The organism is Bradyrhizobium sp. 192, from assembly GCF_023100965.1.
Classification (GTDB): domain Bacteria; phylum Pseudomonadota; class Alphaproteobacteria; order Rhizobiales; family Xanthobacteraceae; genus Bradyrhizobium; species Bradyrhizobium symbiodeficiens.
In genome coordinates, this window is the sequence record NZ_CP064690.1 from 5453001 (window position 1) to 5468146 (window position 15146).

Sequence of the window (15146 nt, forward strand, 5' to 3'; positions counted from 1 at the left end):
GCATGCACCCTCCTCCTCAGTCGGCGGGAGCGCTCGTGACCCTCAGTCACCGATGGAAGCCGTGGGAAGGGCGGTGATGCAGTTACCCTACGCTTTGGTTCTGCGAATAGCGAGCTTTTAAAGTGCCGTACGACGTCAGCGAGCCCCCGATGTCGGCGTAACGGGCCATTCATTGGAGGTCCAGAGTTGCGCCGCCTGCCCGCCTCGTTTACGTCATGCCACGTTTCGTCGGTCTGGGCGGTACTTCGTCAGACCTGTCGCGATGTTCAAACACGGTGGCAGGAACTCGGAGCCGCCAATTCGCACATATGCGTCACGCCCGCGCAACGGGGGGCGGCGCTTTCAACCTGGGCCTGCCGTGATGGTTACAATCTTCTTTGATCTCGACGGCACGCTCACCAACCCGAAGCCGGGGATCACGCGCTCGATCCAGTACGCGCTGGAGCGGCTGGACGTCGCGGTGCCGAGCGAGGACGAGCTGACCTGGTGCATCGGGCCGCCGCTGCACGCCAGCCTCAAGAAACTCACAGGAACCGACGAACTCGCCGACCGCGCGCTACTGCTCTATCGCGAGCGCTTTTCCGATATCGGCCTGTTCGAGAACGCGGCCTATGCCGGCATCGTGGACACGCTGACGACACTCGCCGCGACGACGCCGCGCATGTTCGTCGCCACCAGCAAGCCAGCGGTCTACGCCACCCGCATCGTCGATCATTTCGGCCTGAAACCCTATTTCGAGCGTGTGTTCGGCTCCGAGCTCGACGGCACGCGCGTCGACAAGCGCGACCTGCTGCGCTACGCGCTCGACGAAGCAAAGGTCGATGCCGGCAGCGCGATCATGATCGGCGACCGCAGCCACGACGTGATCGGCGCCAGGACCAACGGCATGACCGCGATCGGCGTGCTCTATGGTTATGGCAGCGAGGCCGAGCTCAGGGACGCCGGCGCGCATCACATCTGCGCCGCGCATCCCGAGCTGCTCGGCCATTGCATGGCCTAAGCGGCGACCGTCTCGACCCCGGCCAGCATGCCCGTCTTCGGGTGACAATCCCGGTATTCGAAGAACTGCTCGTCCGCGGCTGCCACCGTGACCTCGTGATAGAGCCGCAGCCTGGCTGACGGCCCGAGCGTCGACAGATATTTCATCGCGGCACCGAAAATCCTGACATGGGTCGGATGCGATTCCGCCCAGCGTTCCAGCGCCGCCAGGCTCTTCCACCAGCTCTGGCCGTAGGACTTTTCGCTCACGCTGCCATCGGCCTGAAGCACCTGCATGTAGCGGTTGGCATAGCAGCCGATCGCAAGCCCCTCGTCGCGCAGGAAATCCATGCCTTCGCGCAGCACCGGCTCGACGTCGTCGAGATAGAGCTTTCGCTCCGACGCCTCGGTATCGCTCCAATCCTGTCCGGATCGGATCAGGCAGAGATTGTCATGCGCCGCCACCCGCAGCCGCGCACCGTCGCGTATCAGCTCCCGCCTACCGCCGGGCGCCATCGCGTCGGTTTGCGACAGCGGAATACGGTCGCGCATGCCGCCCCAATAAGCGTGCTCCTGCACCTCCCCGCTCATGCCGCCGGCGATGGCGGCGACACCCTCGGTCCGGTCGGGCGAGGAGAACAGCGTCTCGTGCCGCGCCACAACGGGACGCAGCACCTCGATGAAGGTGCCGACGCCCTCGCGCTGCCGTCCGGTCCATGCCGCGCGTTCCGGTTCGAACCAGGCGTCGAAGCGTGCGATGTCGTCCCAATAGGCGACCGAGACGATGGTCTCATGGCCAGCCTGGTCGACGTAGCGCGCGCGATCCCAATGCGAAGGCCCGCTCTCCGCCGAGAAGCGCTTCGCGATCGCGAGCAGCGCCTCCGTTGCGGCCGCCGGCGCAGTGCCGCGATACTGCACGCCGAAGTAAGCCATCACGACGCGGCTCACGGCCGGTTTGTAGCGCGCCACGAAAGACGGATATGGCGGCTGGTAATCATCCGGCACGCGCTTGTGGCGCGAGCGCTCAGTCTCGAGATGTTGAGGAATTGCAGATTCCATGATCGTACCTCCCCTCGATCCCGGTGATCAGCTCGCCGCCGCGGCAATGTCCGTGGGCTCGACGGCATCCACCGGCAATGCGAACTGCTCGACGCGTTGGTACCGCTTCTTGTTGAGCAGCAGCCGCGTCACGTCGGGGCGCGAATAATGACCGGCCGGATCCGCCGCGTTCTTGGCGACGCCGATGGCACCGAGATCGATCTCGGCGATCAATAGCCCCTCCTGATCCGGCGCCAGCTTGTCGCCGATCTGGCTGCCGTCGGGCCCGTAGATCGCGGCAAAGCCGCCGCCGGCATGCAGCAGCGCGTGCTTGTCCGGCCGGTCGCAGAGTTCGTCGATCATGGCTTGCGACACCGTCGCGCACGGCGCGAGCACGAAGCAGGAGCCCTCCACCGCATAGACGCGCGAGGCGGCGTTGTTGACCTCCGCGCCAAGCGCCGGCGCAAAGGGATCGTAGAGCGAGAAGCTCGGCCAGGCCGCGACATGCACCTGCTCGTTCTGGGCGTACATCGCGTATTTCGACAGCGGCTGAAGATGCTCCCAGCAGCACAGCGCGCCAATGCGGCCGATGTCCGGCCTCGCGTGCACGGCGAGATCGCTGCCGTCGCCCTCACCATAGACGGTGCGCTCGGCATGGGTCGGCCGCAGCTTGCGGCGCTTGGCTATGGTCTCGCCATCGGGCCCGATCAGCCATTGTGCCAGATAGAGGCTGCCGCCGTCGCGTTCGGACAGGCCGATCACGGCGGTGAGCTTTGCTTTCCGCACGGCATCGCGCAGCCGCTCTGCCTGCGGGCTGTCATAGGACAGCGAATTGTCGAAATAGCGCTGCACGAAGCCGCGCCCGATCGCCCAGGCCGGCGAGTCCATCCAGATGTGCCAGGGGTAACCGGGGATGAAAGCCTCCGGAAAGGCGATCAGCCTGGCGCCCTTCTCGGCCGCTTCTTTGATCAGCGCGATCGATTTGTCGATGGAGGCGTCGAGATCGAGCCAGGCCGGCGCCGCCTGCACCACCGCGACCTTGTATTTCGGATGTTCGATGCCCATTGCCGCCTCCATTGCCGGTTGATCGGAAGCCGTCTCCGATGCAGTCTATTGGGCCAAAGCGCGCGACCGGACGCTCGACCGCGGCGGAACAAAAACTCGACCGGCCAGGATTTCGACCCGGTACGGGATTTGCCTCCGGTCATGCCGGATCCGCCACGAGCGGTTTGCTGGAGGGGAAAAGGGAGGCTCGCCAGATGCCAATCCAGTTCACGACGGACGGCAGCCCCGGCTATCGGCGGCTCGCGCTCTGGCAGGACATCGTCTGCGACGTCTTCGTGGGGCTCGACTGCAAGTCCGATCTCGGCAGCGCCTTTCGCGGTTCGGTCACGCAAGTCCCGCTCGGCAAGGCCGTCTGCTCCGAGGTCTGCTCCGACCGCCAGCACGTCTTCCGCACGCCCTCCCGCATCGCGCGTTCGGATCAGGACTTCGTCCTGGTCGCGCTCGGCCATCGCGGCGACGGCGGCGTGGTGCAGGACGGCCGCGAGACCGTGATCCATCCCGGCGAGTTCGCGCTCTACGACACCACACGTCCCTATGAGCTGAAGTTCAACGACGCCTTTACGCAGACCATCTTCAAGGTGCCGCACGAGATGTTGCGGCGACGGCTCGGCGGCAGTGAAACCCTGACGGCGATGTCGTTCGGCGCTGACGCGCCGCTCGAGCGGCTCGCCTATGATTTCATCTTCCGGCTTTGTCAGAGCGCCGACGGCCTCGCCCCTGGCAATGCCGCCGTTCTGTCCGAACAGGCCGTCGACCTGCTCGCGATGGCGCTGAGCGAGCGGCTCGGCAAGACGTCGCTGCCGTCCTCGACCCACCGCTCCGCGCTGGTCTACCGGCTCAAGGCGCACGTCCGCGCCCACCTGGCCGATCCCGACCTTACATTGTCGGACACCGCGGCTGCGCTCGGCATCTCGCCGCGCTACGTGAACGACCTTCTCGCCGACGAGCAGACCTCGTTCCAACGTTACGTCCTCGCCGAGCGTCTTGCGCAATGCCGGCGCGACCTCGCCTCGCCGGCGCTCGTCCATCGCCACATCAGCGAGATCGCCTTTGCCTGGGGTTTCAACGACCTCTCGCATTTCGGCCGCGTCTTCCGCGACCATTTCGGCATGTCGCCGCGCGATTTCAGGCAGAGCCAGCTGCGTCACTGAGATCGGTCAGGGGAGCGTCCTTGGCGACCTCTGGCACGAAGGCGGATGCTGCGATGCAGCGCGCCTCGCACCTAGGGACATCACGCGGCCGAGCGCCCTCCATTTGCAGAATTCCGATAGGAAAGCTTACGAGCCGTTCAGCTTCAGCGCCTAAAATGAAGAGGTTCGTCCACCAAGCTTTGCCGGAAAGCCGCATGTCCCTCTTCGCCAGTGCCGACCGCAAGCGCTCGATCGCCGCACTGAAAGTATCTAATGCCGCGCCGGACCAGCTGACGGCGTTGCAAGCCCGCGACGAGGCTCTGGCGATGTACATCGAGGCCTTGACCGAAGGCAATTTCCTCGCACCCGGCTGCGGCGGAGACGATCGCCTGTCGAAGGCCGTCTCGAAGCTCGCGGCCAGATTGGCCGGCGACGCCTCGAACAATCTCGACGCCATCGTGGATCTCAACGTCCAGAGCAATGAGACCGCGATTTCCGCGGCCCGGATGCTCACAGCCTGCGGCGAGGTCGACCAACGCACGCAAGCCCTTGCCGCTGCCAGCGAAGAGATGGTCGCTTCGGTGGGCCAGATCCGATCCAATGCGGAGGATGCGGCTGCAAGCGCCGCCCAGATGAAGGTCGGCGCCGAACAGGGAATGTCCACCGTCCGGCTTGCATCGAAGGCGATGGAGCGCGTAGAGGCGACTGCGAACGACGCGTCGGACAAGATCCTGGCCCTCAGCGCGGCGTCCGAAGAAATCGGCGCCATCGTGGGCTCGATCGACGCGATCGCGAGGCAAACCAACCTTCTGGCGCTGAACGCGACGATCGAAGCCGCACGCGCCGGCGAAGCTGGACGTGGCTTTGCCGTGGTTGCCTCGGAGGTCAAGGGACTGTCGCAACAGACCGGCAAGGCGACCGAGGACATTCGCGAGCGGATACAACGCCTGAGAGATGAGGTCGAACTCATCGTGACCGCCATGGCCGGTTGCAAGTCAGCGGCCGCCGAGAGCAAGGGCGTCGTTACGCAACTGGGCGAGGAGATGTCCAGCGTCGAAGCTCGGACAGTCACCCTGACGGGCGGCGTGGACGAGATCGCCAACATCCTCAATCAGCAGACCGAGGCCTCTCGCGAAGTGGCCGAAGGCATCGCGGCGATTGCGCGCATGACGCTGGCGAACGTCGATCAGATCAAGAGCATTTCCTCTCAGCTCGACGTCTCCCAAGGGATCGCCGGGAGGCAGCTTCAGGACATTGCAGGCCTGTCCTTCGACAACAAGATTCCGCGGCTCGCCAAGGCGGACCACGTCATCTGGAAGAAGCGCCTCGCAGACATGGCGATCGGCCGCGTGACGCTGAAGGCCGACGAACTCGCAGATCATCATTCCTGCCGATTGGGCAAATGGTACTACGGCGACGGATCTCTGACGATGCGCAGTCATCGGGCGTTCCGACCGCTCGAAAGGCCGCACGCCCTCGTTCACGACCACGGAAAACGGGCTGCGAAGCTCTTCGCGGACGGCGACCTTGCCGGCGCGCTCAGGGAAATCGCGCTCGTCGAAGAGGCGTCCACGGACGTGCTCAGGCTTCTCGACGACCTTAGTCGCTGAGGTCCGGCCGCGCGCGGCGATCACGGCCGCGAGCCTGCAAATCACAACGGCGTAGCGCGTCGACTGAACGCAGGGCCGCCATGTGCGCACGCGATGGTCCGGGCTGAATCCCTGCGCTACCATCGGACAACGCAGATGCGCGCCGCAACCAGCGCTCAGCCAAGGAGCATATCGATGGAATACCGACGCTTGGGCCGGTCAGGCCTCATGGTGCCCGCTCTGAGCCTTGGCACCGGCACCTTCGGCGGCGTCGGCCGCCTCGCGGCGTGGGGCACGACGGATGCGACCGAAGCGAGGCGCCTGCTGGACATCTGCCTCGAGGCCGGCGTGTCGATGTTCGACACCGCCGACGTCTATTCGCTCGGCGAGTCCGAGCGGGTGCTCGGCGAAGCCATCAAGGGCCGCCGCGACAAGGTGCTGGTCTCGACCAAGGCCACCTTCCGCTTCGGCGACGGCCCCAACGATATCGGCTCGTCACGGCAGCATCTGCTCGCAGCCATCGACGCTTCGCTGAGCCGGCTCGGCACCGATTACATCGACCTGTTCCAGCTTCACGGCTTCGATGCCTTCACTCCGCCCGAAGAAGTCCTCTCGACGCTCGACGTGCTCGTGCGCGCCGGCAAGATCCGCTATGTCGGCGTTTCCAATTTTTCCGGCTGGCACCTGATGAAGTCGCTCTCTGTCGCCGACAAGCACGGTTTTCCGCGCTACGTCGCCAACCAGACCTATTATTCGCTGATCGGGCGCGATTACGAATGGGAGTTGATGCCGCTCGGCCTCGACCAGGGGCTGGGTGCCGTGGTCTGGTCGCCGCTCGGTTGGGGACGCCTCACCGGCAAGCTTCGCCGGGGTCAGCCGAAGCCCGAGGTGAGCCGCCTGCCCAAGACCGCCGAGTTCGGCCCGCCCGTGCCGGACGAGCACGTCTATCGCGTCGTCGACGCCATCGACGAAGTCGCCAAGGAAACTGGCAAGAGCGTCACGCAGATCGCTCTGAACTGGCTGCTGCAGCGCCCCACCGTGTCGACGCTGATCATCGGCGCGCGCAACGAGGCGCAGCTGCGCGAAAATCTCGGCGCGGTCGGCTGGTCCCTGACCAAGGACCAGATCGCAAAGCTCGACGCGGCGAGCAAGGTGACGCTGCCCTATCCCTACTGGCACCAGCGCACGACCTTCACCGACCGCAACCCGCCGGCGGTGTAGCGGCCAGCCCTTGAGCTGCATCAAGCCGGCGCATTGCATCCGTGGCACCGTGCCTTCTCGCGAGGCCCCCGATGCACCGATTTGCGATGAAGGCCCTGTTCACGGCCCTCTCTTTAAGTAGAGCGGAGCGGACGCGGATCGATTGGGATCGCCGCATCCTGATCTTATCGACGGGGGTCACGATCGCCTTGATCGCACTCTACGTCTGGGCCAAAGCAACCTCGCGCTGGGAATGACGGAGTGCGCGCGATGAACAGGTTCGCGCCGGCGCTGCTGGCCGTTGGCGTTCTGTGGAGCACCGGGAGTGAGGCCCTGGACCTCGAACAGCGCCGCGCTGAAGCAATGCTGCAGCAGATGTGTGCGCGTTGCCACGCGGTCGGCCGGACGGGCACGAGCCCGAATGAGTTGGCACCGCCGTTCCGGTATCTCGGCGAGAACAAACTCTACGACCCCGACTTCATGCAGCGCCTCCAGGACGGCTACAGCAGCATACACCGCGCCATGCCGACGGCCCGATTCGGCCGCGACGACGCGGAGGCCGTGGTAAGCTACCTCAGGGCGATTCAGGAACCGCGGAAGCCGAGATAGGGCCGAAACGGCTGCAGCTTCGGCTGGAACCATCCCGGGTCGGACCAAGTTGCGGACCAGCAAACGCGCCTCAACCGAATACGCTTCACGATGTCGTCAATCACAATCGAGCCCGCCGACGGCCTGCCGCAGCCACAGCGCAACCAGGCGGTGCTGACCATTGCGCTCGGCATCATCATGGCGGTGGTCGACAGCGCCATCGCCAATGTCGCGCTGCCGACGATCGCGGCCGACTTGAACGCGAGCCCGGCTTTCTCGATCTGGATCGTCAACGGCTACCAGCTCGCCATCACCATCTCGCTGCTGCCGCTGGCTTCGCTCGGCGAGATCATCGGCTATCGCCGCGTCTATCTGGTCGGGCTGGTGCTGTTCACGCTGGCATCCGCCTTCTGCGCGCTGGCGCATACGCTGCCGCTGCTGACGGCCGCGCGCATCATCCAGGGCTTTGGCGCCGCCGGCATCATGAGCGTCAATTCGGCGCTGGTGCGCTTCACCTACCCGCGCAGCCAGCTCGGCCGCGGCATCGGGCTCAACGCGCTCGTCGTCGCCTTCTCGGCCGCCATCGGCCCGACGATCGCCGCAGGCATCCTCGCGGTCGGAAGCTGGCCGTGGCTGTTCGCTATCAACGTGCCGCTCGGGGCGGTGACGCTGCTGCTGGGCCTGCGCAGCCTGCCGCACACCAAGCCCGCCAGCCATTCGTTCGACTGGCAGAGCGCGGGGCTTTCAGCCATCACCTTCGGCGTCGGCATCGCGGCCGTCGACAGCGTCGGTCACGGCGAGGCTGCCATCACCTGCCTGATCCAGTTCGCCATCGCGTTCGTCGCCGGTGCGCTGCTGATCTGGCGCGAAACCCACATGAGCTCACCGCTGCTGCCGGTCGATCTGCTGCGAATCCCGGTGTTCGCGCTGTCGATCGCGACCTCGATCGCCTCGTTCTGCGGGCAGATGCTGGCCTTCGTCGCGATGCCCTTCTACCTCCAGAGCCGCTTCGGCTATTCGGCGGTGCATATGGGCCTGTTGATCACGCCATGGCCGATCGCCGTGGCGTTCGCGGCGCCGCTCGCCGGCCGCCTGGTCGAGCGCTATCCAGCCGGCCTGCTCGGCGGCATCGGCCTTACGCTGTTCGCCTGCGGCCTCGCCGCGCTCGCCTTCGTCCCTGCGGACCCTTCGACGTTCGACGTGATCTGGCGCATGGCATTGGCGGGCGCCGGCTTCGGCCTGTTCCAGACCCCCAACAACCGCACCATGATTGCAGCCGCCCCGCGCGAGCGCGCCGGCGGCGCCAGCGGAATGCTGGGCACGGCGCGCCTGCTCGGCCAGACCACAGGTGCCGCGCTGGTCGCGTTGTTGCTCGGACGGTACCCCGTTGAGGGGACCAGGCTGGCGCTCCTCGTGGGCGTCGGCTTTGCGCTCTGCGGCGCAGTGCTGAGCATGCTGCGACTGTCTCCGGCCGGCGCGCGCGGCGCCGAGCACGTCCGCGTGCAGGACGATCAGCGCCTGCGGGGCGACTGACGGACCCCCACCTTCCGGTGCCTACCATTCCCGTGCACAACCCCTGCGCAGCTTAACTATCCGGACCAATGACCTCTTGCGCTCGCGCTCCGGTTGCGCTTGATTGGCGCGGGGAATAAGGGGCATTTCATGCGTTTCGTGGGAATTGCGGCGCTCGGCGTCATGCTGGGCGGCTGCGCGTCTGTCACGCGCGCTACGACCGAGAACATCAGCATCTCATCGACACCTTCAGGCGTGGAAGCCGTCGTCAGCGGACTGGAAGTTCCGACCACCTGCACGACGCCCTGCTCCGTGGTCGTCAAGCGGAACGCAGACATTTCGATCACCTTCCAGAAGGAAGGCTATGAACCGCAGATCGTGCCGCTCAGCAGGGATATCCCGACGTCGGGCGCCGCCGGCTTTGCCGGCAATCTCCTGCTTGGCGGCGTGGTCGGCATGGGCGTCGACGCCGCGACGGGAGCGGCCACCGATCACAAGCCCAATCCAGTCATCGTGACGATGCAGCCAACGGTCCGCGCCAGGCCCGTCGCTCCGAAGAGGCAGCGAACGCCGGCACCGGCGCCAGCGCCCGAAGCAGGGACGTAACGAGTCACGCACAGCCTCAAAAACAAAAGGCCGGCTTCGCAGCCGGCCTTTTCTATTCATCGCGCGCTGATCAAGCCTTGACCAGCGGGCCCTTGGAGGCCGGCCCCTTCGGGCCGCCCGGCTTGGACTTGCCAGGCGGGCGCTTGCGGGCGCCGGGGAGCTTCTCCTGCTTCGGCGTGACCGGCCCCTCGACGAATTCGAAGCCGATCTTGTCCTTGGTCTCGTCGGCCTCGTCCTTGGCCAGGATGACGCGGACGTGGCCGCCGCCCTTGAGCTTGCCGAACAGCACCTCGTCAGCCAACGGCTTCTTGATGTGCTCCTGGATCACGCGGGCCATGGGACGTGCGCCCATCTGCTCGTCGTAACCGTGCTGGACCAGCCAGGCCTTGGCGGGTTCGGACAGCTCGATGGTGACGTCGCGATCGCCAAGCTGGGCTTCGAGCTGAAGCACGAACTTCTCGACCACGGTGCCGATCACCTCGACGCTGAGATGGCCGAACGAGACGATGGCATCGAGGCGGTTGCGGAATTCCGGCGCGAACTGCCGGTTGATCGCCTCGTGGTCGTCGCCTTCCCGCTTGGAGCGCGTGAAGCCGAACGCCTGCTTGGCGAGATCGGAAGCGCCCGCGTTCGTGGTCATGATCAGGATCACGTTGCGGAAATTGACCTGCTTGCCGTTGTGGTCGGTGAGCCGGCCGTGATCCATGATCTGCAGCAGCACGTTGTAGAGGTCGGGATGCGCCTTCTCGATTTCGTCGAGCAGCACCACGCAATGCGGATGCTGGTCGACGCCGTCGGTCAACAGGCCGCCCTGGTCGAAGCCGACATAGCCGGGAGGCGCGCCAATCAGGCGCGATACCGTGTGACGCTCCATGTATTCGGACATGTCGAAGCGCAACAGCTCGACGCCGAGGCTTGCCGCGAGTTGCTTTGCCACCTCGGTCTTGCCGACGCCGGTCGGACCCGAGAACAAATAGCAGCCGATCGGCTTCTCCGGCTCACGCAAGCCGGCGCGCGCCAGCTTGATCGATGCCGCGAGCGACTCGATCGCCCTGTCCTGGCCGAACACGGTGCGCTTCAGGGTCGTTTCGAGATGCTTGAGCACCTCGGCATCGTCCTTCGACACGCTCTTCGGCGGGATCCGCGCCATCGAGGCGATCGTGGTCTCGATCTCCTTGATGCCGATGGTCTTCTTGCGCTTGTTCTCGGCCACCAGCATCTGCGCCGCACCCGACTCGTCGATCACGTCGATCGCCTTGTCCGGCAGCTTGCGGTCGTGGATGTAGCGCGAGGACAATTGCACCGCAGCCTCGATCGCCTCGTTGGTGTACTTCAGCCGGTGGTAGTCCTCGAAATACGGCTTGAGGCCCTTGAGGATCGCGATCGCGTCCTCGACCGTCGGCTCGTTGACGTCGATCTTCTGGAATCGCCGCACCAGCGCGCGGTCCTTCTCGAAATGCTGCCGGTATTCCTTGTAGGTGGTCGAGCCCATGCAGCGGATCGTGCCCGAGGCCAGCGCGGGCTTGAGCAGGTTCGAGGCATCCATTGCCCCGCCCGAGGTCGCGCCCGCACCGATCACGGTGTGGATCTCGTCGATGAACAGGATGGCGTTGGGATGCGCCTCGAGCTCCTTCAGCACCTGCTTCAGGCGCTCTTCGAAGTCGCCGCGGTAACGCGTGCCCGCGAGCAGAGTGCCCATGTCGAGCGAGAACACGGTAGCGGCCGCCAGTACTTCCGGCACCTCGCTGTCGACGATGCGCTTGGCGAGGCCCTCCGCGATCGCGGTCTTGCCGACGCCGGCTTCGCCGACGAACAACGGGTTGTTCTTCTGTCGGCGGCAAAGCACCTGGATCGCGCGGTTGATCTCGGAATTGCGTCCGATCACCGGATCGATCTTGCCGTCGCGCGCCTTCTTGTTGAGATTGACGCAATAGGTCTCGAGCGCCTCGCCCTTCTTCTTGGTGTCCTCGGCGCCCTTGGCTTCGGTTTCCTCGTCGACGCCGCGCACTGGCCGCGCCTCGGAGACGCCCGGACGCTTGGCGATGCCGTGGCTGATGTAGTTGACCGCGTCATAGCGCGTCATGTCCTGCTCCTGCAGGAAGTACGCGGCGTGGCTCTCGCGTTCGGCGAAGATCGCGATCAGCACGTTGGCACCGGTCACCTCTTCGCGACCGGAGGATTGCACGTGGATCACCGCGCGCTGGATCACGCGCTGGAAGCCGGCGGTCGGCTTGGCGTCGTCGGCGCCATCGGTGACCAGATTCTCGAACTCGGTCTCAAGATAATTGACCAGGCTCGTGCGGAGCTTGTCGAGATCGACGCTGCAGGCGCGCATGACCGCGGCTGCATCGGAATCGTCGATCAGGGAGAGCAACAGATGCTCGAGCGTCGCGTATTGGTGATGACGCTCGTTTGCGATCGCCAGTGCACGATGCAGGGATTGTTCAAGGCTTTGAGAAAAAGTCGGCATTCGCGTCCTCTATGGCCCCCACCATCATGATCGCCATCGCCCGGTCAGGCAACAACAACCTTTGTCACATATAGTTATACAAAACCGCGGCGAAAGACCGGTTCCGCGACTCCGGCAGGCGACAGCCCTGCGGTATTTTCGATGCAAAACCCGTTCCGATCTTGGGCGGCATCGGCGCCGGTGGAGAATCCGTAGTTTTGCCGACTCACGGACGTCGCGAGGCGGCATCACGCGGCAATCACACTGCGGCCGACACGCGCGCCGGCTTCACACTTCAAGGACAGGTGCCACGGACAAGCGCCAAGAATACGCCAGGGCGCCCTACTTCTTTTCCATCACGCATTGCAACGGATGCTGATGCTTGCGGGCGAAATCCATCACCTGCGTCACCTTGGTCTCGGCGATCTCGTAGGTGAATACGCCGCACTCCCCGATGCCATGATGATGGACGTGCAGCATGATCTTGGTCGCCGCCTCGATGTCCTTGTTGAAGAACTTCTCCAGCACGTGGACGACGAACTCCATCGGCGTGTAGTCATCGTTCAGGATCAGCACGCGGTAGAGGTTCGGCCGTTTGGTCTTGGGCTTGACCTTGGTGATGACCGAAGTGTTCGGACCCGAGGGGGTGCCCGAACGGTTCTCGTCATTGCTCATGCGAGGAGCGTAGGCAGCGGCTGGCGCGGACGGGTCGGGTCTGGAAGTCAATTGCGGCATGGCTCAGGCGTTCAAATTCCCCATGGAAGCGAAATGGCGGTCGCCGCGCGACTCCGCCTTCGGAGCCTGGCGCAGGCGCGCCGCCTTGTTGGATCGCCGCTCCCGACAATCCGGTCCAAACCGGATCGTTCGCCAGCAATATGGGCCTGCCCCCGGCTCGCCGCAAGCTTGCAGAGGTCCGGCCGATGCGGCCATAGCGGTCCCGATTCCCGGTTCGGGCGATCGGAGCAAGGTTAAACAATCCGGACCGATTTGACAAAAATTTCGCCACTGCGCCTTTAGAACCTATTGACCAGGAACCGCGGTTGTTAACCCGGATGCGACGGTTTCACGCGGTACCTCCGGCTTTCTACGGTCGAGTTTACCTGCCGTTCAATGGCGTGGCGCGAAATCGGGCAAAACACCGATCTCGGGGATTGTCATGTCTCGCCTACCGCTCGTCAGCCGCCTTGGTCGACAATTCGCCCGCTTCGCAGCGGCCGAGCAAGGCAATATCGCCGTGATCTTCGCCATCGCGCTGGTCCCGGTGCTGAGCTTCGTCGGCGCCGCAATCGACTACAGCCGCGCCGCCCAGGCCCGCTCCTCCATGCAGTCGGCCCTGGACTCCACCGCGCTGATGCTTTCCAGAGATCTGTCGGCCGGCACGATCACGACGTCGCAGATCAGCAGCAAGGCGCAGACCTATTTCAATGCGCTGTTCACCAACACCACGGCCCTGCCATCGGTCAGCGTCGGAGCCACCTATAACGCGAGTACCAACATCGGCTCGACAATCCAGCTGACCGGAACCGGCACTTACACGACCAGCTTCATGAAGATCGCCGGCTTTCCGACACTCGGCATCGACACCAGTTCCACCAGCGCGTGGGGCCTGACGCGCATGCGCGTGGCCCTGGTGCTCGACAACACCGGGTCGATGGCCCAGGACGGCAAGATGGCGGCGATGCAGACGGCCGCGAAAAACCTCGTCGACCAGCTCAGCACGCTCGCCAAGAATACCGGCGACGTCTACATCTCGATCGTCCCCTTCGCGAAGGACGTCAATGTCGGCGCCAGCAACTACAACAAATCGTGGATCGATTTCAGCGATTGGGATGCGGCCAACGGCACTAGTACCTGCACCGCGCGCAACTACCGGGGGCAATGCACCAGTTCCACCTGGACGCCGGCCAACCACAACACCTGGAACGGATGCGTGACCGACCGCGACCAGGATTACGACACCAAGAACACCACGCCGACCAGCGGCAATGTCGGCACGCTGTTCCCGGCGGAGCAGTACTCCTACTGCAACACCGGCAGTTCGGCCTATCTGCAGCCGGTGATGCCGCTGAGCTACGACTGGTCCGCACTCAAGACCCGGATCGACGCCATGAAGCCCACCGGCAACACCAACCAGGGCATCGGCCTGGCCTGGGGCTGGATGACGCTCTCGACCGGCGATCCCATGAACGCGCCGGCCAAGGACACCAACTACACCTACAAGGACGCAATCGTGCTGCTCTCCGACGGTCTCAACACGCAGAACCGCTGGTACAGCAACGCCTCGCAGATCGACGCGCGACAGAAGAAGCTCTGCGACAACGCCAAGGCCCAACCCAGCAACATCACGATCTACTCGGTCCAGGTCAACACCGGCGGCGATCCGACCTCGAGCGTGCTGCAATATTGCGCCAGCACTGCCGACAAGTTCTATCTCGTGACCTCGGCCAGCCAGACCGTTTCGGTGTTCAAGGACATCGGCACATCGCTGTCGAAGCTGCGCGTGGCGCGCTGAGGGATCGACGGCATTCAAATAAAAAGCCCGGCTGGTTCAGCCGGGCTTTTCGATTCCAGGACGTCCTGAAAAATTACTGAGCGGCCGGGGTGAACTTCGACACGATGGTCTCGACCGGCTTGAACGCCTGCTTGGCGAGGTCGCTGTAAAGGCCGGCGATCTTCTGCGATTCCGCAACGAAGGTCTCGTAGGCGGAACGGGCGAAATCGGTCTGCGCTTCCATGGCCTTGTCCAGCGACTTCACGCCGGAAAGCTTCTCGACGAAGGACTTGGTGTCTTCGAACGACTTCTTCGTATAGTCGCCATAGGCGCTGGCGATCGCCTGGAGGCCGTGCTGCACCGAGGTCGCGGAGGCGACGTACTGCTCGAAGTGCTCTTTCCCGTAGCTCTGAAAGTCTTCAACCTTGAACATTTCGGAATCCTTTTCCCTGGCTCGCGTCGGGAAGCCCCGGCTCCCTGACTCTGCCCACAATTAGTGC

At 64.6% G+C, this 15146-nt stretch carries 14 protein-coding genes; 9 read left to right on the plus strand and 5 right to left on the minus strand.

Annotated elements, in window-relative coordinates; all coding sequences use genetic code 11:
• Positions 1 to 361: 361 nt before the first annotated feature.
• Positions 362 to 1000 (plus strand): HAD family hydrolase, encoded by a 639-nt coding sequence (locus IVB24_RS25275; protein ID WP_247774171.1) that lies wholly within the window; start codon positions 362 to 364, stop codon positions 998 to 1000.
• Here IVB24_RS25275 and IVB24_RS25280 read toward each other — a convergent pair.
• Both IVB24_RS25280 and IVB24_RS25285 read right to left on the minus strand, forming a co-directional pair.
• The gene (locus IVB24_RS25280) at positions 997 to 2037 is read right to left on the minus strand and encodes a phenylacetaldoxime dehydratase family protein (RefSeq protein ID WP_247769431.1); all 1041 of its coding nucleotides are present in this window, start codon (positions 2035 to 2037) and stop codon (positions 997 to 999) included. The genes IVB24_RS25275 and IVB24_RS25280 overlap by 4 nt on opposite strands.
• 27 nt (positions 2038 to 2064) lie before the next feature.
• Positions 2065 to 3081, minus strand: coding sequence for a carbon-nitrogen hydrolase family protein (locus IVB24_RS25285; RefSeq protein ID WP_247769432.1), 1017 nt, complete (start codon positions 3079 to 3081; stop codon positions 2065 to 2067).
• Between the two features lie 194 nt (positions 3082 to 3275).
• Between IVB24_RS25285 and IVB24_RS25290 the strand changes: the two genes are divergently transcribed.
• The 7 genes from IVB24_RS25290 to IVB24_RS25320 all read left to right on the plus strand — a co-directional run bounded on the left by IVB24_RS25290 (position 3276) and on the right by IVB24_RS25320 (position 9706).
• Positions 3276 to 4232, plus strand: a complete 957-nt coding sequence (locus tag IVB24_RS25290) for a helix-turn-helix domain-containing protein (RefSeq protein ID WP_094977489.1) — start codon at positions 3276 to 3278, stop codon at positions 4230 to 4232.
• A 194-nt stretch (positions 4233 to 4426) separates the two neighbouring features.
• Complete coding sequence (locus tag IVB24_RS25295; RefSeq protein ID WP_247769433.1) at positions 4427 to 5821, plus strand: methyl-accepting chemotaxis protein; 1395 nt, start codon at positions 4427 to 4429, stop codon at positions 5819 to 5821.
• Between the two features lie 174 nt (positions 5822 to 5995).
• Complete coding sequence (locus tag IVB24_RS25300) at positions 5996 to 7021, plus strand: aldo/keto reductase (protein WP_162308594.1); 1026 nt, start codon at positions 5996 to 5998, stop codon at positions 7019 to 7021.
• Between the two features lie 71 nt (positions 7022 to 7092).
• Complete coding sequence (locus IVB24_RS25305; RefSeq protein WP_247769434.1) at positions 7093 to 7257, plus strand: hypothetical protein; 165 nt, start codon at positions 7093 to 7095, stop codon at positions 7255 to 7257.
• Between the two features lie 13 nt (positions 7258 to 7270).
• Entirely contained in the window at positions 7271 to 7609 is a 339-nt protein-coding gene (locus tag IVB24_RS25310; protein WP_094977486.1) for a c-type cytochrome, read from the plus strand.
• Between the two features lie 90 nt (positions 7610 to 7699).
• Positions 7700 to 9121, plus strand: a complete 1422-nt coding sequence (locus IVB24_RS25315; protein ID WP_247769435.1) for an MFS transporter — start codon at positions 7700 to 7702, stop codon at positions 9119 to 9121.
• Positions 9122 to 9250: 129 nt separating this feature from the next.
• Entirely contained in the window at positions 9251 to 9706 is a 456-nt protein-coding gene (locus IVB24_RS25320) for a PEGA domain-containing protein (RefSeq protein WP_247769436.1), read from the plus strand.
• Positions 9707 to 9776: 70 nt separating this feature from the next.
• Here the strand turns inward: IVB24_RS25320 and clpA are convergent, their stop codons facing one another.
• Positions 9777 to 12176: an ATP-dependent Clp protease ATP-binding subunit ClpA gene (gene clpA, locus IVB24_RS25325; protein WP_094977484.1), complete on the minus strand. Its 2400-nt coding sequence runs from the start codon at positions 12174 to 12176 to the stop codon at positions 9777 to 9779.
• Positions 12177 to 12497: 321 nt separating this feature from the next.
• A complete protein-coding gene (gene clpS, locus IVB24_RS25330) occupies positions 12498 to 12830 on the minus strand; it encodes an ATP-dependent Clp protease adapter ClpS (protein ID WP_063194953.1) in 333 nt (110 codons plus the stop codon).
• 481 nt (positions 12831 to 13311) lie between these two features.
• On the opposite strand from clpS, the gene IVB24_RS25335 reads away from it, so the two are divergent.
• Positions 13312 to 14667, plus strand: coding sequence for a pilus assembly protein (locus IVB24_RS25335; RefSeq protein WP_247769437.1), 1356 nt, complete (start codon positions 13312 to 13314; stop codon positions 14665 to 14667).
• A gap of 73 nt (positions 14668 to 14740) precedes the next feature.
• Here the strand turns inward: IVB24_RS25335 and IVB24_RS25340 are convergent, their stop codons facing one another.
• A complete protein-coding gene (locus IVB24_RS25340; RefSeq protein WP_094977481.1) occupies positions 14741 to 15079 on the minus strand; it encodes a phasin family protein in 339 nt (112 codons plus the stop codon).
• Positions 15080 to 15146 lie beyond the last annotated feature (67 nt).